Annotated in this window: 18 protein-coding genes and 2 tRNA genes; 2 read left to right on the plus strand and 18 right to left on the minus strand. The window is 59.8% G+C overall.

Going from position 1 to position 20,086, the window contains the following annotated elements:
• Positions 1–37: 37 nt before the first annotated feature.
• The 9 genes from rimP to rlmE all read right to left on the minus strand — a co-directional run bounded on the left by rimP (position 38) and on the right by rlmE (position 7,053).
• On the minus strand, positions 38–496 hold the full coding sequence (gene rimP / locus MCB86_RS11140; RefSeq protein ID WP_025240595.1) for a ribosome maturation factor RimP: 459 nt from the start codon (positions 494–496) through the stop codon (positions 38–40).
• A 128-nt stretch (positions 497–624) separates the two neighbouring features.
• Positions 625–701, minus strand: a tRNA-Met gene (locus MCB86_RS11145).
• 91 nt (positions 702–792) lie between these two features.
• Positions 793–878 (minus strand) — tRNA-Leu (locus MCB86_RS11150).
• A 10-nt stretch (positions 879–888) separates the two neighbouring features.
• Positions 889–1,272 carry a preprotein translocase subunit SecG gene (gene secG / locus MCB86_RS11155; RefSeq protein WP_239610908.1) on the minus strand — a complete coding sequence of 128 codons (384 nt, stop codon included), beginning with the start codon at positions 1,270–1,272 and terminating at the stop codon, positions 889–891.
• Between the two features lie 4 nt (positions 1,273–1,276).
• Positions 1,277–2,032 (minus strand): triose-phosphate isomerase, encoded by a 756-nt coding sequence (tpiA, locus tag MCB86_RS11160; RefSeq protein ID WP_239610911.1) that lies wholly within the window; start codon positions 2,030–2,032, stop codon positions 1,277–1,279.
• Positions 2,033–2,098: 66 nt separating this feature from the next.
• Positions 2,099–3,436: a phosphoglucosamine mutase gene (gene glmM, locus MCB86_RS11165; protein WP_045160855.1), complete on the minus strand. Its 1,338-nt coding sequence runs from the start codon at positions 3,434–3,436 to the stop codon at positions 2,099–2,101.
• A gap of 10 nt (positions 3,437–3,446) precedes the next feature.
• Positions 3,447–4,298 carry a dihydropteroate synthase gene (gene folP, locus MCB86_RS11170; protein ID WP_239610914.1) on the minus strand — a complete coding sequence of 284 codons (852 nt, stop codon included), beginning with the start codon at positions 4,296–4,298 and terminating at the stop codon, positions 3,447–3,449.
• 15 nt (positions 4,299–4,313) lie between these two features.
• Positions 4,314–6,224 (minus strand): ATP-dependent zinc metalloprotease FtsH, encoded by a 1,911-nt coding sequence (gene ftsH, locus MCB86_RS11175; RefSeq protein ID WP_239610916.1) that lies wholly within the window; start codon positions 6,222–6,224, stop codon positions 4,314–4,316.
• 178 nt (positions 6,225–6,402) lie between these two features.
• Entirely contained in the window at positions 6,403–7,053 is a 651-nt protein-coding gene (rlmE, locus tag MCB86_RS11180) for a 23S rRNA (uridine(2552)-2'-O)-methyltransferase RlmE (protein ID WP_045160852.1), read from the minus strand.
• Positions 7,054–7,135: 82 nt separating this feature from the next.
• Between rlmE and MCB86_RS11185 the strand changes: the two genes are divergently transcribed.
• Complete coding sequence (locus tag MCB86_RS11185) at positions 7,136–7,447, plus strand: YhbY family RNA-binding protein (RefSeq protein WP_045160851.1); 312 nt, start codon at positions 7,136–7,138, stop codon at positions 7,445–7,447.
• 19 nt (positions 7,448–7,466) lie between these two features.
• Here MCB86_RS11185 and MCB86_RS11190 read toward each other — a convergent pair whose 3' ends face one another.
• The 8 genes from MCB86_RS11190 to grpE all read right to left on the minus strand — a co-directional run bounded on the left by MCB86_RS11190 (position 7,467) and on the right by grpE (position 17,705).
• Complete coding sequence (locus tag MCB86_RS11190) at positions 7,467–7,865, minus strand: DUF4149 domain-containing protein (RefSeq protein ID WP_239610919.1); 399 nt, start codon at positions 7,863–7,865, stop codon at positions 7,467–7,469.
• Positions 7,866–7,875: 10 nt separating this feature from the next.
• Positions 7,876–8,352 (minus strand): transcription elongation factor GreA, encoded by a 477-nt coding sequence (gene greA / locus MCB86_RS11195; RefSeq protein ID WP_045160849.1) that lies wholly within the window; start codon positions 8,350–8,352, stop codon positions 7,876–7,878.
• Entirely contained in the window at positions 8,349–11,570 is a 3,222-nt protein-coding gene (gene carB, locus MCB86_RS11200; protein WP_045160848.1) for a carbamoyl-phosphate synthase large subunit, read from the minus strand. Before carB ends, greA begins: the two co-directional genes overlap by 4 nt.
• Positions 11,571–11,600: 30 nt before the next feature.
• On the minus strand, positions 11,601–12,749 hold the full coding sequence (gene carA, locus MCB86_RS11205) for a glutamine-hydrolyzing carbamoyl-phosphate synthase small subunit (RefSeq protein ID WP_045160847.1): 1,149 nt from the start codon (positions 12,747–12,749) through the stop codon (positions 11,601–11,603).
• Positions 12,750–12,940: 191 nt separating this feature from the next.
• Positions 12,941–13,747 (minus strand): 4-hydroxy-tetrahydrodipicolinate reductase, encoded by an 807-nt coding sequence (gene dapB / locus MCB86_RS11210; RefSeq protein WP_239610922.1) that lies wholly within the window; start codon positions 13,745–13,747, stop codon positions 12,941–12,943.
• Positions 13,748–13,825: 78 nt separating this feature from the next.
• Positions 13,826–14,956, minus strand: a complete 1,131-nt coding sequence (dnaJ, locus tag MCB86_RS11215; RefSeq protein WP_045160845.1) for a molecular chaperone DnaJ — start codon at positions 14,954–14,956, stop codon at positions 13,826–13,828.
• Positions 14,957–15,126: 170 nt separating this feature from the next.
• Entirely contained in the window at positions 15,127–17,040 is a 1,914-nt protein-coding gene (gene dnaK, locus MCB86_RS11220) for a molecular chaperone DnaK (RefSeq protein ID WP_045160844.1), read from the minus strand.
• Positions 17,041–17,135: 95 nt separating this feature from the next.
• Entirely contained in the window at positions 17,136–17,705 is a 570-nt protein-coding gene (gene grpE / locus MCB86_RS11225) for a nucleotide exchange factor GrpE (protein WP_045160843.1), read from the minus strand.
• A gap of 223 nt (positions 17,706–17,928) precedes the next feature.
• Here grpE and recN point away from each other — a divergent pair, with 223 nt between their 5' ends.
• Positions 17,929–19,605 (plus strand): DNA repair protein RecN, encoded by a 1,677-nt coding sequence (gene recN, locus MCB86_RS11230; RefSeq protein WP_239610924.1) that lies wholly within the window; start codon positions 17,929–17,931, stop codon positions 19,603–19,605.
• A 51-nt stretch (positions 19,606–19,656) separates the two neighbouring features.
• Here the strand turns inward: recN and fur are convergent, their stop codons facing one another.
• Positions 19,657–20,064: a ferric iron uptake transcriptional regulator gene (fur, locus tag MCB86_RS11235; RefSeq protein WP_045160841.1), complete on the minus strand. Its 408-nt coding sequence runs from the start codon at positions 20,062–20,064 to the stop codon at positions 19,657–19,659.
• Positions 20,065–20,086: the final 22 nt, after the last annotated feature.

Consider the following 20,086-nt stretch of genomic DNA (forward strand, 5'->3'; position numbering starts at 1 on the left):
CCTATCGCAATCCATTGGGGTCCGCGGGATCCGCGATTCACTCAAAACGGGGAATTATGTTGGTCTTGTCGATCATGTCGATCGGCAACAGATATTCGTGATCATCGACCAGCACCACCACATCCTGCTCCTCGATCCCGCGCAGAAGACCCTGGAAATTGCGCCGCCCCTCGAAGGGCGAGCGCAGCTTTATTTTGACTTGTTCACCCACGTGCGCCGCATACTGTTCAAGCGTGAACAGCGGCCGATCCATACCAGGCGAGGACACCTCAAGGGTGTAATCGGAGCTGATCGGATCTTCGACGTCGAGCACACCGCTGAGTTGGCGGCTGACCTTTTCACAATCGTCGACAAGAATCCCGTTTGAATGATCGATATAGACCCTCAACAAGGAATGCCGACCCTGCGAAATGAATTCGATACCCCAGCATTGATAGCCGAGCGCCTCGACCACCGGGGCCAACAAGGCCTGCAACTGTTCTAGCTTGCTCGACATCGAAGTCCCTCGTGCATGCCGTAGAAATGAAAAATGGGCGAAACGCCCATCCCTGATGATCGCCTGTAGATGCCGGCGACCTGGCTTGAAGCTAATAAAAAGCCCCTCGACAGGGGCTTTTCATCAACTGGTTGCGGGGGCTGGATTTGAACCAACGACCTTCGGGTTATGAGCCCGACGAGCTACCAGACTGCTCCACCCCGCGTCAAACTGGGCACGAATTATACGACCGCACCTGAAATAGGTCAACCCAAACACTGAAAACAAGAAAGCCCGCATCTGCGGGCCTGCTTGTTTGGTACCGAGGAGGGGACTCGAACCCCTACAGCCTATGGCCACTACCACCTCAAGGTAGCGTGTCTACCAATTCCACCACCTCGGCAAAAACCTTTTTACTTCTGCTCTTGGACTTGAGGTACATCGTCTGCACCAGGTGCGGACGGAGTAGCTTCCAGAACAGGCACATCTTCAACTGCCGGCTTGCTAACCGGGACTTCCAGTACCGCTGGATCCGGTAGCCCCGCCTGCGACATCTGATCGGCTTGCCGCGTTGCGAAGAACGCCAACCCCAGACTCGTCACGAAAAAAAAGCCGGCAAGTATAGCAGTAAACCGACTAAGAAAGGTAGCGGAACCTTGGCTTCCGAAAACAGTTGCCGAAGCACCCGAACCAAAAGAAGCCCCTGCATCCGCCCCTTTACCTTGCTGCAGCAACACCAGCGCAACCACACCAATGGCAACCAGCAGATGCACCACAATCACAACAGTCTGCAACATCTGATCAGTTCCCTGCGGCACGACAGATCGCACCGAAATCATTCGCGTTCAGAGAAGCCCCACCGATGAGCCCCCCATCGATATCAGCCATCCCGAAAAGCTCGGCGGCATTATCCGCCTTTACGCTGCCGCCATAGAGAAGACGCACACCATCGGCGATACGTTGATCTTCACGCGCCAACTGCCCTCGAATAGCCGCATGCACTTCCTGAGCTTGCTGTGGCGTAGCTGTAAGCCCGGTACCTATCGCCCAGACCGGCTCGTACGCCACAACCGCCCGCTCGAAAGCGGCAATTCCGGCATCAGCGACTATGCGAGCCAGCTGACGCCCCACCACTTCCAAAGTCTGCCCAGACTGACGCTGCTCAAGCGTCTCACCCAGACACAACACCGGAGTCATTCCACACTCCAATGCTACAGAGAACTTCTTACTTACCACTTCATCACTTTCGCCCAGAATCAGGCGCCGCTCGGAATGGCCGACCAACACCCATCCGCAACCCGCATCAGCCAGCTGAGAGACAGACTCTTCGCCGGTCAAGGCGCCAAAGCCGGCCTGTACCGCGCAATCCTGAGCACCAACAGCGATCGCCTTGTCTTCCAGACCGCTCACGACCTGCACCAGATGCAAACAGGATGGAAACACGACCACTTCTACCGTGGCAGGAATTTCCTGTTGACGAAGCGCCTCGATCAGCTCTGCGACGCTGGCGCGGGTACCGTTCATTTTCCAGTTACCAGCTACCAGGGGGCGACGCATGCTTTACCTCGTCGGTCAAAGTGGGCGCAGATGGTACTCAACGAAAACAGACCTGGCAAGCGACAATCACGCACAAACTTCGGTAACCGCATTCGCCAGTTCTTCGGCATAACACCGAACCTGCTTTTCATCATCCCCTTCGACCATTACACGCACCAACGGCTCGGTTCCCGACTTGCGCAACAGCACCCGGCCACGACCCGCCATCCGCTCGGTGACGCTGTCACAGACCGCTTGAACCTGAGGGTGAGAAATAGGATCTCGATCACCGGCGAAGCGCACATTGATCAACACCTGTGGGCATTTATTCCAGGCCAGTCGCTCCTGCGCAAGATTCTGCCCACGACGTCTCAATGCGAGTACGACCTGTAGCGCCGCGATGATCGCATCCCCGGTCGTCACATGCTGTGCGCAGACGATATGCCCTGAATTCTCCCCCCCGAGCACCCAGTCACGCTCGAGCATTTCCGCCATCACGTAGCGATCACCCACCTTAGCGCGAACGAAAGGGATATCACGCGCTTTGAGCGCCAGCTCAAGGCCAAGATTACTCATCAGAGTGCCAACCACCCCTCCCGCCAGGCGATCACGATCCTGCAGGTCGGTGGCGATGATGTAGAGCAACTCGTCACCGTCCACCTGAGCCCCGGTATGATCGACCATCATCACGCGATCGCCGTCCCCGTCGAAGGCGATCCCGAGGTCCGCACCATGCTCGATCACCGCCTTCTGCAGCTGCCCCACATGGGTCGATCCTACATCAGCATTGATATTCAGGCCGTCAGGCTGAGCGGCGATAACCACCACCTCTGCCCCAAGCTCGCGGAAGACACTGGGCGCAACTTTGTACGTGGCGCCGTGAGCGCAATCGAGCACGATCTTCATACCAGAGAAATCGGTACTGGTCGGCACGCTGCTCTTGCAGAATTCGATGTAACGGCCCGCTGCATCGTTGATACGCGATGCCTTACCGAGTTGCGCCGATTCCACCACAGACATCGGTGTATCGAGCAGCTCCTCAATCATCAGCTCGACTTCGTCCGGAAGTTTCGTTCCCCGGCCAGAGAAGAACTTGATGCCGTTGTCATGATGAGGATTATGCGAGGCGCTGATCACGATGCCCGCATCCGCGTGAAAGGTACGGGTCAGATAAGCGACAGCCGGAGTTGGCATGGGCCCGAGCAGCAACACGTCGGCGCCTGCGGCCGATAGCCCAGCCTGCAAAGCGGACTCGAACATATAGCCAGAGATACGGGTGTCCTTGCCGATCAGAATGCGGCATTTCCCATGCTTGCGGAACGCCATTCCGGCCGCCCATCCGAGTTTGAGCATGAAGTCCGGAGTGATCGGAAACTGCCCGACATGACCACGAATGCCGTCGGTTCCAAAATACTTTCTAGCCATGAAGAATTCCCTATTCTGCCGCCTGCACTGCAGCGATCATTCGAACCACATCAACCGTTTCAGCCACGTCATGCACACGCAGAATGCGCGCACCCTTGGCAACCGCCAACGCCGCAAGCGCGAGGCTGCCATGCAAGCGGTGCTCGACGTCGCGCCCAAGCGCCTGCCCAATCATGCTCTTTCGTGACACTCCGACCAGCAAAGGTCGCCCCAACGCATGCAGCTGCTCCATATGCTTGAACAAGCTGAGGTTATGCGAAAGGGTCTTTGCGAACCCAAACCCTGGATCGAGTACGATCCGCTCGACCGGAACCCCCGCAGCAACACAAATGTCCATGCGTTCGCGGAGAAACCTCAGCACTTCAGCGGTGACATCCTCATAGCGAGGATCGTTCTGCATGTCAGCCGGCTCACCGCGCATATGCATCAAGCACACCGGAAGGCCACTGTCAGCCACCGCGTCCAGTGCACCATCACGGGAGAGCGAACGCACGTCATTGATCAGCCCCGCGCCGAGACGCGCGCTCTCGCGGATCACGGCAGGCGTCGAGGTGTCCACCGAGATGATTACATCAAGCTCGCGCGCAATCGCCTCAACCACCGGCGCCACTCGCTCAAGCTCCTCCAGAGGGGAGACGACGCGCGCACCAGGCCGCGTGGACTCGCCACCGATGTCGATCAGCGACGCGCCAGCAGCTGCCATCGCCTGTGCATGGCGCAGCGCCGCATCAACCCCGTTGTGCTGACCGCCATCGGAGAACGAATCGGGAGTGACGTTGAGAATACCCATGACATGTGGGCGGGATAAATCGAGAACCCGGCTGCCACAAGACAGCCGGGTTGGGTGCAACGATTCAGTCATCGAAACAGCCTTAGCTCAGTGCTCGCCAGCAGGACCACCAATCGGCGTCTGCGGGCGACCACCCTCAGGCTGCACCGGCGTTCCGGTAGGCCCCGAGCCGTCTTGCCAGTCGCGCGGCACGCGGGGTGTACGGCCCGCCATGATGTCGTCGATCTGATCGGAGTCGATCGTTTCGTATTTCATCAGCGTTTCCGCCATCAGATCGAGCTTGTCACGGTTGTCGGCCAGGATCTGCTTGGCCGTACCGTAGCAGTGATCAATGATACTGCGGACTTCCTGGTCGATCAGTTTGGCGGTGTCGCCGGAGACGTTGGTGTGCTGGCTGCCGGCACTGCGCCCCAGAAAGACTTCTCCTTCTTCTTCGGCGTACATCAAAGGGCCGAGCTTTTCAGACAAACCCCACTTGGTGACCATGTTACGAGCCAGTTGCGTGGCACGCATGATGTCGTTCGACGCCCCTGTCGTAACCCCCTCGAAACCAAGAGTCATCTCCTCGGCGATACGACCACCGAACAGCGAGCAGATCTGGCTGATCAAGGCGCGCTTGGAAAGGCTGTAACGATCTTCTTCGGGAAGGAACATGGTGACACCGAGCGCCCGGCCACGCGGAATGATCGAAACCTTGTAGACAGGATCATGCTCCGGCACGACGCGCCCGACGATTGCGTGGCCCGCTTCGTGATACGCCGTGTTAAGGCGCTCCTTCTCGGACATGACCATCGACTTGCGCTCAGCGCCCATCATGATCTTGTCCTTGGCCAGCTCGAACTCTTTCATTTCGACCACACGCTTGCCTGCACGCGCGGCGAACAGCGAGGCTTCGTTTACCAGATTGGCTAGATCAGCACCGGAGAAACCGGGCGTGCCGCGAGCGATCAACGCCGGCTCGACGCTGTCACCAAGCGGAACCTTGCGCATATGAACTTTCAGAATCTGTTCGCGGCCACGGATATCCGGCAGCCCGACCACTACCTGCCGATCAAAGCGGCCGGGGCGCAGCAATGCGGGGTCGAGGACGTCCGGACGGTTGGTTGCGGCGATGACGATGATGCCGTCGTTCATTTCGAAACCGTCCATCTCCACGAGCAGCTGGTTGAGCGTTTGCTCGCGCTCGTCATGTCCGCCGCCGAGACCGGCGCCACGGTGACGACCGACCGCATCGATCTCATCGATAAAGATGATGCAGGGCGCGTGCTTCTTGGCCTGCTCGAACATGTCTCGTACACGGCTGGCACCCACACCAACGAACATCTCGACGAAGTCGGAGCCCGAAATGGTGAAGAAAGGAACCTTGGCTTCGCCAGCGACCGCCTTGGCCAGCAGCGTCTTACCGGTACCCGGCGAACCGACCATCAGCACACCGCGCGGGATGCGACCACCGAGGCGCTGAAACTTGCCCGGATCGCGCAGGAATTCGACCAGCTCGGTAACTTCTTCCTTGGCCTCATCACAACCAGCCACATCGGCGAAGGTGGTCTTGACCTGGTCTTCGGAAAGCAGGCGCGCCTTGCTCTTGCCGAAACTCATAGGCCCACCCTTGCCACCCGCACCACCCTGCATCTGGCGCATGAAGAACATGAAGACCGCGATGATGACCAGAATCGGGAAGCTGGCGACCAGCAACTGCGTCCAGATGCTCTGCTGCTCCGGCTGCTTGCCTTCGATCACCACGTCGTTGTTGATCAGGTCGCCGATCAGGCCATTGTCCTGAATCGCCGGACGGATCGTCTTGAAGGTCTCACCATCACTGCGTTTGCCGGTAATGATGTAACCATCGACGGTCACGCGCTCCACACGACCTTCTTTCACCTGCTCGATGAAATCCGAGTAATTGAGCGTCTGCGGCTCGGTCGGGCTGGAAAAGTTGTTCATCACCGTCACCAGGACAGCGGCAATGATCAACCACAGGATCAGGTTTTTTGCCATGTCGTTCAATTCACTACCCTCTAGAGCAGGCCTGTTGTCGGGAGCCTGCATGACGGCCGATGCTCGCTCTCGGCCTAACTTACTACACAACGTCGCTGAACGGGCAGCTTGGTCTGTAACCCGATATGAAACCAGCCCGTAATTCCGGCGGTAGGTACCTGCCTGGGTATCCTTACTACTAGGACCGCGGCGTATCCATCTCGTTGCCATCGCCACGATAGCCGCGGGCCAACAGGTACTGTTCGCGCGACCGATCCCGGGAAGACAAGGGTTTACGCATCTGGACCTTGTCGAAATTCTGCCGGACCTCCTTCAGGTAGGCGTCGAAGCCTTCGCCCTGGAAGATCTTGATCAGGAAATCGCCACCCGGGCGCAATACCCGCATGGCCAAATCCAAGGCCAGCTCGCAGAGAAACATCGCTCGCGCTTGGTCAGCTACCTTCACCCCACTCATATTGGGGGCCATATCTGAAATCACAAGGTCGACTTGCGTTTCCCCGATGGCTTGAAGAATTTCAGCAAACACCTCGTCCTCGGTGAAGTCACCCAACACGAAGGTCACATCGGCGATGCTATCCATCGGCAGAATGTCGGATGCGATCAGCCGCCCACGATCGCCGATCACTCGGCTGGTGACCTGAGACCACCCGCCCGGCGCAGCGCCGAGGTCGACCACGGTCATGCCTGGCCGAAGGATACGATCCTTCTCCTGAATCTCGAGCAGCTTGTAGCTTGCCCGGGACCGATAGCCGTCGCGCTGCGCCATCTTCACGTAAGGATCGTCGAAATGCTCTTTCAGCCAACGCGGGCTGGTCTTGGAACGTGCCAAGCTGATACCTCATCTGTGCGGCTCTGGGTGTGTCAGTTACACTAGCCGCCGTTTTCAAGGGTTCTGACGCAAGGGTCGAATTATGCCGCTCACCAATGAGCAGAAGAAGCAGTACAAATCCATCGGCCATCATCTGAAGCCGGTTTTGATCGTGTCCGAGAATGGCCTGACCGACGGGGTCCAGGCCGAACTGGAGCGCGCCTTGAGCGATCATGAACTGATCAAAGTACAACTGCGAATCACCGAGCGCGATGATCGTCGTGCGGTGACAGAAGAACTATGCAAGATCGGCCGCTGCGAACTGGTCCAGTCCATCGGCAAGATGGCATTGGTCTATCGCAAGAACCCGAATGTAAACAAGCAGCTGTCGAACGTGCATCGCTTTCAAGGCTGAGCCACTCTCGGGCTTGCCGCTATCGCTCCCGTCCGGGAGCGACTTGCAGCACCAGCATCAGCCCGCACAATCCAATCACCAAGTAGCTGAATACAAGCCAATAAGGTGATTCGACAGCACCAGCCCGCACCACGAAATGACTCGCCGCAAGCAGCAGCACCGATAACAGCAACTGCCCACGCACGTCCCGCCAGAGGGCGCGAAAGCCGCTCAACTGGATCAACACGACCGCCTGAAGAACCACGCAGAACGCGGCAAAGCCTACCAACAATGGCCGCAGACTGGACGCGATCTCGTCAATCAACAGCGGTGCCAGGCCAATTTTCGCCAGCGCCGGCAGCATCACGAACTGTAGCAACCAGAGGCCGCCGACCCAGAACGTCTGGGCCAGCTGCCAACTGATGATTCCTGCGCGCATCGGTCGACGGTCAGATATGGCGAACCTCGACGATCTCGTATTCGACCACGCCGCTGGGCGTCCTTACCGTCACCACATCACCCTCTTCCTTTCCCACCAGCGCGCGAGCGATAGGGGAACTGACCGACAGTTTGCCGCGCTTGATGTCCGACTCGTCGTCACCGACGATCTGGTACGTCACGGTTTCATCCGTTTCGACGTTGGCGATATCCACGGTGGTGCCGAAAATCACCTTGCCGGTATGCGGAATACTCGCCACGTCGATGACCTGGGCGTTCTGCAGACGGCCCTCGATGTCGCGAATGCGCGCTTCCACCATACCTTGCTGCTCACGGGCGGCATGGTATTCGGCATTTTCCTTGAGATCACCCAGCTCGCGCGCTTCGGCGATGGCCTGGGTGATCTGCGGGCGCAGTTCGGTTTTGAGATGCTTGAGCTCTTCTTCCAGGGCGCGCGCGCCCTGGACCGTCATGGGGTATTTAGTCATGCCTGGATTCCTGCATGGAGATCCTGCAGCCGGCGCACGGACTTCTCGGGACCGAACTTCAGCGCCTCACAGATCGCCTGACCACCAGCCAGGGTGGTGGTGCAGCAGATCTTGTGCTGCAGGGCGTTACGACGAATCGAGTAGGAGTCAGCGATGGACTGACGCCCCTCGGTGGTATTGATGATCAGGGTGACCTCGTCATTCTTGATCATGTCGACAACATGAGGACGACCTTCGGTCACCTTGTTCACGCGGCGCACCGGGAGGCCGGCAGCCTCGATGATCTTGGCCGTGCCGGCTGTGCCGACGACCTCGAAACCAAGCTCGATCAGGTCTCTCGCCACCTGGGCGACATGCGGCTTGTCGTCGTCACGTACGCTGATGAAGGCGCAACCGCTGTTCGGCAGGATTTCGCTGGCACCGAGCTGCGCCTTGGCGAAGGCCTCGGCGAAGCTGTCGCCAACGCCCATAACCTCGCCGGTCGATTTCATCTCCGGACCGAGGATCGGGTCGACGCCTGGGAACTTGGCGAACGGAAACACCGCTTCCTTGACACTGTAGAAGTTGGGGATGATTTCTTCAGTCAGTCCAACTTCGGTCAGCGTTTTGCCCGCCATGACGCGCGCTGCGATCATCGCCAGCGAAACGCCGATGCACTTGGACACGAAGGGAACGGTACGCGAGGCACGGGGGTTCACTTCGATGACGAAGATATCCTCCCCTTGCACGGCCATCTGCACGTTCATCAGGCCAACGACGCCCAACTCCAGCGCCATCTTCTTGACCTGGTCGCGTATCTCGTCCTGGATATGCGCCGGCAGCGAGTAAGGCGGCAGGGAGCACGCGGAATCACCGGAGTGCACGCCCGCCTGCTCGATGTGCTGCATGATCGCACCGATCACCACCTGCTCGCCGTCGCATACCGCGTCGATGTCGACTTCGATGGCGCAGTTGAGAAAGTGGTCGAGCAAGACCGGGCTGTCGTTGGACACCTTGACCGCCTCGCGCATGTAACGGCGCAGCTCTTCTTCCTGATAGACGATTTCCATCGCCCGGCCACCCAGCACGTAGGACGGGCGCACCACCAGCGGATAGCCGATGACCTTGGACGCGGCCAGGGCTTCCTCTTCGCTGCGCGCCGTCGCGTTCGGCGGCTGACGCAGGTTCAGGCGCTCGACCATCTGCTGGAAGCGCTCGCGGTCTTCGGCACGGTCGATAGCGTCGGGACTGGTCCCGATGATCGGCACGCCGGCCTCTTCCAGAGCTCGCGCCAGCTTCAGCGGAGTCTGGCCGCCGTACTGCACGATGACGCCCTTGGGCTGCTCGACCCGGACGATTTCCAGCACGTCTTCCAGAGTCACCGGCTCGAAATACAGGCGATCCGAGGTGTCATAGTCGGTGGAGACGGTTTCAGGGTTGCAGTTGACCATGATGGTCTCGTAACCGTCGTCACGCATCGCCAGGGCCGCATGCACGCAGCAGTAGTCGAACTCGATGCCTTGGCCGATGCGGTTCGGGCCACCGCCGAGGATCATGATCTTGTCGCGGCTCGACGGGTTGGCCTCGCATTCTTCCTCGTAGGTCGAATACATGTAGGCGGTGTCGGTAGCGAACTCGGCGGCACAGGTATCGACGCGCTTGTAGACCGGCAACACCTTGAGTTTGTGACGATGATTACGCAGATTCTTCTCGGTTACGCCGAGCAACTTGGCCAGGCGCGCATCGGAGAAGCCCTTGCGCTTGAGTTTGTACATGACGTCGCGATCGATATTGGACAGACCCATGGTCTTGATCCGCTCTTCGTCCTTGATCAGATCCTCGATCTGCACCAGGAACCACTCATCGATACGTGTCAGGTCGAAGACTTCGGCGACGCTTTTGCCAGCACGGAAGGCATCGGCCAGATACCAGATACGGTCCGCACCCGGCACGGTTAGCTCACGCTTGAGCGTGCTTTCGCTCTCCGGATCGGCCAGATCCAGCTTCGGATCAAAGCCCGAAACACCTACTTCCAGGCCGCGCAGCGCTTTCTGTACGGATTCCTGGAAAGTGCGACCGATGGCCATAACTTCGCCAACGGACTTCATCTGAGTGGTCAGACGGGCATCCGCCTTGGGAAACTTCTCGAAGGCGAAACGCGGGATCTTGGTAACCACGTAGTCGATCGCCGGCTCGAAGGACGCCGGCGTGCGGCCGCCGGTGATGTCGTTCTGCAACTCGTCGAGGGTATAGCCGACTGCTAGCTTGGCTGCGATCTTGGCGATCGGGAAACCGGTGGCCTTGGAGGCCAGCGCCGAGGAACGCGACACACGCGGGTTCATCTCGATTACCACCATGCGCCCCGTATTCGGGCAGATGCCGAACTGCACGTTGGAGCCGCCGGTTTCCACGCCGATCTCGCGCAGCACCGCCAGGGACGCATTACGCAGGATCTGGTATTCCTTGTCGGTCAGAGTCTGGGCAGGAGCAACGGTAATGGAGTCACCGGTGTGCACACCCATAGGGTCGAAGTTCTCGATGGCGCAGACGATGATGCAGTTGTCCTTCTTGTCGCGGACCACCTCCATCTCGTATTCCTTCCAGCCGATCAGCGACTCGTCGATCAGCAGCTCGCTGGTCGGCGACAGGTCGAGGCCGCGGGCGCAGATTTCCTCGAACTCTTCACGGTTGTAGGCGATACCGCCACCGGTTCCACCCATGGTGAAAGACGGGCGGATGATGCAGGGAAAACCGACCTTCTCCAATACGCCGTAGGCTTCGTCCATGTTGTGCGCGATGCCTGAAACCGGGCACGCCAAACCGATGTTCTTCATCGCCTTGTCGAAGCGCGAACGGTCCTCTGCCTTGTCAATGGTGTCGGCGTTGGCACCGATCATCTCGACACCGAACTTCTCGAGCACGCCATGCTTTTCCAGGTCCAGAGCGCAGTTCAGCGCCGTCTGGCCGCCCATGGTCGGCAGCAGCGCATCGGGGCGCTCCTTCTCGATGATCTTGGCCACGGTGGCCCACTTGATCGGCTCGATGTAGGTAGCGTCAGCCATGGCCGGGTCGGTCATGATGGTGGCCGGATTGGAGTTCACCAGAATGACGCGGAATCCCTCCTCGCGCAGCGCCTTGCAGGCCTGAGCACCGGAGTAGTCGAACTCGCAGGCTTGGCCGATGACAATGGGCCCGGCGCCGAGGATCAGGATGCTTTTGATATCTGTACGTTTTGGCATGGTCTCTCTCGAATTCTGTGCTCGGCGGGCTTAGCGGCGCTTGGCCATGGCATCGATGAAGCGGTCGAACAGCGGCGCCACGTCATGCGGGCCGGGACTTGCCTCGGGGTGACCCTGGAAGCTGAAGGCGACCTTGTCGGTTCGCTCGATGCCTTGCAGGGTGCCATCGAACAGCGACTTATGCGTAGCACGCACATTGGCCGGCAGGCTCGCTTCGTCCACGGCAAAGCCATGGTTCTGACTGGTGATCATCACCACACCGGTCTTCAGATCCTGAACCGGGTGGTTCGCACCGTGGTGACCGTTGGGCATCTTCACGGTCTTGGCACCGGAAGCGAGCGCCAGCAACTGATGGCCGAGGCAAATGCCAAACACCGGAATGTCGGTTTCGAGCACTTCTTGTATCGCCTTGATCGCGTAGTCGCATGGCTCGGGGTCACCCGGGCCGTTGGCCAGGAAGATACCGTCCGGGTTCAGCGCCAAGGCCTCGCTGGCGGGCGTCTGCGCCGGCAATACGGTAACGCGGCAGCCACGCGCGACCAGCATGCGCAGAATGTTGTATTTCACGCCATAGTCGAAGGCAACGACGTGGTAGGGCAGCTCGTTAGCCGGGATCTCGGCATGGCCGTCATCTTTCAGGTTCCAGACCGTTGAGCGCCATTCGTAGCGCTCCTTGACGCTGACTTCCTTGGCCAGGTCCATGCCCTTGAGCCCCGGGAAGCTGCGCGCCAGTTCCAACGCCTTTTCTTCGGTAGCGTCGGCACCTGCCAGAATACAGCCGTCTTGAGCACCCTTTTCGCGGAGGATACGAGTCAGGCGACGAGTATCGATGCCAGCTATGGCAACGGTACCGTTGGCCTTGAGATAGTCGGGAAGTGACTGTTTGTCGCGCCAGTTGCTCGGGATCAGTGGCAGGTCGCGGATAACGAGCCCCGCGGCCCATACCTTCCAGGACTCCGCATCCTCCGGCGTCGTACCGGTGTTACCGACGTGCGGGTAGGTCAGGGTGACGATTTGCTTGGCATAGGAAGGATCGGTGAGGATTTCCTGATAGCCGGTCATGGCGGTGTTGAACACCACCTCACCGATAGTCTGGCCGTCGGCGCCGATGGATTCGCCGCGAAAGATACTGCCATCGGCAAGGGCCAAAATGGCTGGCGCAAGGGCTGGCTTAGTCAAGAGACCTCCCAAAGATCAAGGCTGAAGCAGGCGCAGATTGTAAAAAAGCGGGATGACGTGTGAAGGTCATCCCGCTTTTTATTTGAGTCATTTCTGCGCAACTTTTAGTGGACACACTAAAACGGGAAGCTTACAGAAAACGCCTTTTCAGGTCTAGCCGAAATCAGCCCGAACGCCAAGCGGCAGCTGTTTCAACGCAGCCCAAGCACGTCCTGCATGTCATACAGCCCGGCTGGCTGTTGCTCCAGCCACAGGGCGGCGCGCACCGCGCCGCGGGCGAATGTCATGCGACTGGACGCCTTGTGCGTGATCTCGACGCGCTCACCTTCGGCAGCGAACAGCACTGTATGGTCACCGACCACATCCCCCGCACGGACGGTAGCGAAGCCAATGGTGTCGCGCGCGCGCGCGCCGGTTTGCCCCTCGCGACCATATACCGCCACCTTCTGCAGATCGCGCCCGAGCGCTTCGGCGACCACCTCGCCCATGCGCAGCGCCGTGCCGGACGGGGCGTCGACCTTGTGCCGGTGATGCGCCTCGATGATCTCGATATCCACCTCATCGCCGAGCACCCGCGCCGCCGTGTCCAGCAACCTCAGACAGAGGTTGACCCCGACGCTGAAGTTGGCAGCGAACACGATCGGAATTTCCTTCGCCGCCGCCGCCAGCTTCTCCTTCTCCTCAACCGAGAAGCCGGTCGTGCCGATCACCATCGCTTTGCCCGCCCGGCGACACACGTCTAGGTTCTTCAGCGTCACCGAAGGATGAGTGAAGTCGATCAGCACATCGAACTCTTCCGCCACCTTTGCCGCGTCACCGATCAGCGGGACGCCCAGGCGGCCGATGCCTGCCAGCTCCCCCGCATCGGCGCCGACCAAGGTACTGTCGGGCCGATGGATCGCCGCGGTAAGACCCGCGGCTCCGCCGGTCTGCTGAACAGCCTCGACCAGGGTCTTGCCCATGCGCCCGGCGGCGCCCATCACTGCTATACGTCGCATAGAAACCGCTCCAAGCTGCCAGCCACATGCTGCAGCGACCGCTTTCGACAAGCCCGCCGACCGCAGCCTGCCGCTGAGTTAAAGATCGCCGAAAAAGCGCTTCATGCCCTCGAACCAGCCACTGGCCTTGGGTGAATGGGAGCTGTCGCTCTGCAGCGTCTTGCGGAACTCATCGAGCAGCTCGCGCTGACGCTTACCCAGGTTGACCGGCGTTTCCACCGCGACACGACACAGCAGATCACCGGCCGCACCGCCACGAACCGGAGCGACACCCTTACCGCGCAAGCGGAACTGTTTGCCGGTCTGGGTCCCTTCGGGAATCTTCAGCTTGACCCGACCATCCAGCGTCGGCACCTCCAACTCACCCCCGAGCGCCGCGTCAGCAAAACTGATCGGTACCTCGCAGTACAGGTGCTTGCCGTCGCGCTGGAAGATCGGATGCTCGCGCACGTTGACCACGACATAGAGATCGCCTGCCGGGCCACCCTGTGCGCCCGCCTCGCCTTCGCCGGTCAAACGAATACGGTCGCCCGTGTCGACGCCTGGCGGCACTTTTACAGACAAGGTTTTCTGCTCTTCCACGCGCCCCTGGCCATGACAGCTGCCGCAGGGATCCGAGATCATCTTGCCGCTGCCATGACAGCGCGGGCAGGTCTGCTGTACGGAGAAGAAGCCCTGCTGCATGCGCACCTGGCCGATCCCGCCACAGGTAGTACAGGTGACCGGACTGGTGCCTTTCTTCGCGCCCGAACCATCGCAAGTCTTGCACTCGACCAGCGTCGGCACGCGAATGGTCACCGTGGTGCCACGCACAGCCTCTTCCAGATCCAACTCCAGCGTGTAACGCAGATCGCTGCCGCGCTGAGCACCGCCGCGTGAACTGCCGCGCGCGCCGGTGAAGAAATCGCTAAAGACATCACCGAAGATGTCGGAGAAGTTAGCACCGCCATAGCCTGCACCACCGGCACCCGCGCCCATCTGCGGATCGACGCCGGCATGGCCGTACTGATCGTAGGCCTGACGCTTGCTCGCGTCGGACAGCACTTCGTAAGCCTCGTTGGCTTCCTTGAACGCGTCTTCGGCGGCTTTGTCTCCGGGGTTACGGTCCGGATGGTGCTTCATCGCGAGGCGACGATAAGCCTTTTTCAGCTCCGCCTCGCTGGCGCCACGCTCGACACCCAGCACTTCGTAATAGTCACGTTTGGCCATAAATTTCCTGAACCTTCAATTCGTACCCTCCAGACACGCCGACGCGGGAGCAAGCCCCCGCGCGGCGATCACCCCCGTCGCGGCATCACCGCATCGGGTTGGAGCGAAAGGCAGCGGCCATAATCGCGGTCGCTGCTTTGCCCCAGGTCATGGAGGTCATAAGCCGCAGCTTACTTGTTGTCCTTGACCTCTTCGAACTCGGCGTCGACCACGTCGTCACCGGACTGCGCGTTGTCGCCCGTCTGGGCGCCTTCGCCACCCTGAGGCTGCTCGGCGTACATCTTCTGCGCCAACGGCGTGGAGGCCTGAGAGACCGCTGCGATCTTGGCTTCGATCTCAGCCTTGTCGTCGCCCTTGATGGCCACTTCCAGCTCGCCAATGGCCTTCTCGATGCTGGCCTTATCTTCCTCAGTGGCCTTGTCGCCAGCCTCGGTCAGCATTTTGCGGGTCGCATGGACCAGCTGATCACCCTGGTTACGCGCGGTGACCAGCTCCTCGAACTTGCGGTCTTCCTCGGCGTTGGCCTCGGCGTCACGCACCATCTGCTCGATTTCTTCCTCGGACAGACCCGAGTTGGCCTTGATCACGATGGACTGATGCTTGCCGGTGGCCTTGTCCTTCGCCGACACGTGCAGAATGCCGTTGGCGTCGATGTCGAAGGTGACCTCGATCTGCGGCACACCGCGTGGCGCAGGCGGGATCTCGGCCAGATCGAAGCGACCCAGCGACTTGTTCTGCGCCGCCTGCTTGCGCTCACCTTGCAGTACGTGGATGGTCACCGCGCTCTGGTTGTCGTCCGCAGTGGAGAACACCTGCGACTTCTTGGTCGGAATGGTGGTGTTCTTCTCGATCAGCGCAGTCATCACGCCGCCCATGGTTTCGATACCCAGCGTCAGCGGGGAGACGTCAAGCAGCAGCACGTCCTTCACATCACCGGCCAGAACGGCGCCTTGGATAGCAGCACCCATGGCAACCGCTTCGTCCGGGTTCACGTCCTTGCGCGCTTCCTTGCCGAAGAACTCGGCGACCTTCTGCTGCACCAGCGGCATGCGGGTCTGACCGCCGACCAGGATCACGTCGTCGATCTTGGACACGTCGATACCGGCGTCCTTCATGGCCATGCGGCAGGGCTCGATGGTGCGCTGCACCAGATCCTCGACCAGAGCTTCCAGCTTGGCACGGGAGATCTTCACGTTCAGGTGCTTCGGACCGGTCGAGTCTGCAGTGATATACGGCAGGTTGACGTCGGTCTGCTGGCTCGAGGACAGCTCGATCTTGGCCTTCTCGGCAGCTTCCTTCAGGCGCTGCATGGCCAGCGGATCGCCCTTGAGGTTCATGCCGGTTTCTTTCTTGAACTCGTCGACGAGGTAGTCGATCAGGCGGATATCGAAGTCCTCACCACCGAGGAAGGTGTCGCCGTTGGTAGCTAACACTTCGAACTGGTGCTCGCCATCGACTTCGGCAATTTCGATTACCGATACGTCGAAGGTACCGCCGCCCAGGTCATAGACGATCACGGTATGGTCGCCCTTGGCCTTGTCCATGCCGTAGGCCAGCGCAGCGGCAGTTGGCTCGTTGATGATGCGCTTGACGTCCAGACCGGCGATACGACCGGCGTCCTTGGTGGCCTGACGCTGGCTGTCGTTGAAGTAGGCCGGAACGGTGATCACCGCTTCGGTCACTGGCTCGCCGAGATAGTCTTCGGCGGTCTTCTTCATCTTCTTCAGGATCTCGGCAGAGATTTGCGGTGGCGCCATTTTCTGGCCGCTGACTTCTACCCAGGCGTCATTGTTGTCTGCCTTGACGATCTTGTAAGGGACCATCTGGATGTCTTTCTGCACGACGTCTTCATCGAAACGACGGCCAATCAGTCGCTTCACCGCGTACAGAGTGTTGTGCGGGTTGGTCACGGCCTGACGCTTGGCCGACTGGCCAACCAAAATTTCGCCATCATTGGCGTAGGCGATGATCGACGGGGTGGTGCGGCCGCCTTCGGCGTTCTCGATCACCTTGGCCTTGCCGTTTTCCAGAATGGAGACGCAGGAGTTGGTCGTTCCCAGGTCGATACCGATAATTTTGCCCATATGCTTCTCTCCGAACTTTGATTGATCCGCGCCTGCTTACCGGCTGCGGTAACACAAAAACGCTTGGCTACCAGATGGGGGTCGGCCGCCGAAATTCAAGCCTTCTCGTCGATCGAAGGCGGTGTTTCTGCCGGCGCCTTACTGACGACGACCATTGCGGGGCGCAACAGGCGGCCGTTGAGCAGATACCCCTTCTGGAACACCTTGAGCACGCTGCCCGGCTCGGCATGGGTGCTTTCTTCCATTGCCATCGCCTGGTGATGCTCGGGATTGAAGGGTTCGCCCTGAGGATCGACCGGCACCAACTGATGGCGCGCCAGGGTGTCGAGCAACAGCTTGAGCGTCAGCTCGACGCCTTCGCGCATTGGCTTGACGGCCTCGTCATCCGGATTCGACAGTTCCAGCCCGCGCTCCAGGCTGTCAGCGACGGCCAGCAGGTCACCAGCGAACTTCTCGAGGGCGAACTTGTGCGCCTTTTCCACGTCCTGTTCGGCGCGGCGACGAATGTTCTGCAGCTCAGCGGCGACACGCAGAGACTGGTCCTGGGCCGCTGCGAGCTGCTCCTCAAGGGATTGCACCCGAGCAGCCAGGTCTTCGGCAACTTCGGTTTGTGCGCTTTCATTCTCTTCGGGGGTCTGGTTTTCCAGGTTCTGCTCGTCGGCCATGCGGTCCTCCTCATCAACACTTCAGCGAGCGGTCAGCTCGCGCTTGTGCGGCTATATGGGGGCGGCGAAGCAGGCTTCAAGGGCGACAATGAGATCAGCCCCTCAGAACGAATACCATCGATCTGCCAGTGCGCTTTGTTTACATACCAGCCATGTCGAGACGCTTGTGAGGTCAATCAAAATAACTGTATAAATACCCAGTCATCGAGTGGGAGTTCTTGCCATGCTGGTTCATCTGTCCGTTCAAAACTATGCCATCGTCGAACACCTCGACCTCGAGCTGAAGCGAGGCATGAGCGTGATCAGTGGCGAAACCGGGGCCGGAAAATCAATCATGCTCGACGCCTTGGGGCTGACGCTGGGCGACCGCGCCGATAGCAGTGTTGTGCGTATTGGCGCTGACAAGGCCGATATCCTCGCCAGTTTCGATCTCGATGACATCCCGGATGCACGCGCCTGGCTGGCCGAGCGCGATCTCGACTCCGATGGTCCCTGCATTCTCCGTCGCGTAATCACCGCCGAAGGCCGCTCGCGCGGCTATATCAATGGCACACCCTGCCCGCAAGGCGACTTGAAGGCACTGGGTGAATTGCTGATCGATATCCATAGCCAGCATGAGCATCAGTCGCTGCTCAAGCTCGACACCCACCGACGCCTGCTCGATGAATACGGCGGCTGCCAGGACCTGGCCCGCCAGGTGCAAATGGCCGCGCAGCGCTGGCGCCAGACCCGACAGACGCTTGAGCGACTGAGCAACAGCAGCGATGAGCAGCGCGCACGCCATCAGCTCCTGAGCTATCAGCTCGAAGAGCTGGAAACCCTGGCGCTTGGCGAAGAAGAGCTGGAGCAACTGGAAAGCGAGCATAAGAATCTCGCCAACGCTGAGCACCTGCTCGGCGCTTGCCGCCAGGTTATCGACCTGTGCAGCGAGAGCGATGCAGGTAACGTGTTATCGGCACTGACCTCGAGCCTGCAGCGCCTCACCGGATTCCAGAACCAGCCCGGAGCGCTTGGCGAAGCGGTCAACCTGCTTTCCAGCGCGCAGATCCAGGTGGAAGAAGCGGTTGGCGAACTGAACCGTTTCCTCGACCACTTCGACTCCGATCCGCAGCGTCAGCAGGCGCTGGAAGAACGCCTGGACAGCATCTATACCCTGGCGCGCAAACACCGAGTGCAGCCACAGGAGCTTCCAACACTGCAACAGAGCCTGTTCGAAGAACTGGAAAGCTTGAATGCAGACGACGATGCTCTGGAGCAGCTGAGTGAAGAGCTTGAAGCCTATACGCGCCACTATCAGGAAAAAGCTGGAGAGCTGAGCAGCGCTCGCCAGCAAGCGGCCGAATCCCTTGCCACCGCAGTCGAAGCAGAGATACAGCGGCTGGGCATGCCTGGCGGCAAGTTCAGCGTGGTACTCAAACCCTCATCGGCTGGCGATCTTATGCCGCACGGGCTGGAACAGGTGGAGTTTCTCGTCAGCGCCAACCCGGGGCAACCACTGCGCCCGTTGGCGAAGGTCGCGTCCGGCGGTGAATTGTCGCGTATCAGCCTGGCGATCCAGGTCATCACAGCGCAGACCTCGCGAACACCGACACTGGTATTCGACGAGGTGGATGTTGGCATTGGCGGGCCGACGGCCGAAGTGGTCGGACAGTTGCTGCGCCGTCTCGGTGAGCGGGGCCAGGTGCTTACCGTGACTCACCTGCCCCAAGTGGCCGCGCAGGGGCATCACCATTTATTCGTGCACAAAGCACGCGGCAGTGACGAGACGCACACGGCAGTGGCAGCCCTGGAAGGAGGCGAACGGGTAGAAGAAATCGCCCGGATGCTCGGCGGCGTCGATCTGACTGAGCAAGCCCTGGCCCACGCTAGACAGATGATAGGCTCGGCCCAGACTTCTTAAGCAGACAAAAAAGGCGACCCACGGGTCGCCTTTTTGTTTCGGTGCCGACAGTCAGTCGGTCTTCTTGCGCACGTAGAGCACCAAGTTATGGTCGACCAGCTCATAACCGTGGCGTTTGACGATTTCTTTCTGAAGCTTTTCGATTTCGGAGTCGAAAAACTCGATCACATCGCCACTGTCGACGCAGACCATGTGATCGTGATGGCCGCTATCAGCCAGCTCGAATACCGCATGACCGCCATCGAAATTGTGCCGAACCACAAGACCGGCCGCCTCGAATTGAGTCAACACTCGGTAGACCGTCGCCAGGCCGACATCCTCGCCGGCCTCCATCAGGGCCTTATAGACATCCTCGGCGCTCATGTGGCGCTGATCAGTGGTATCCAGCATCTGCAGGATCTTGACCCGCGGCAGGGTTACTTTGAGGCCAGCTTTGCGTAGTTCGCTATTTTCAACCATGGTTGGCTTTCTCGCTGCTGCT

The sequence above is a fragment of the Pseudomonas sp. KSR10 genome, assembly GCF_022355455.1.
Classification (GTDB): Bacteria; Pseudomonadota; Gammaproteobacteria; order Pseudomonadales; family Pseudomonadaceae; genus Stutzerimonas; species Stutzerimonas stutzeri_E.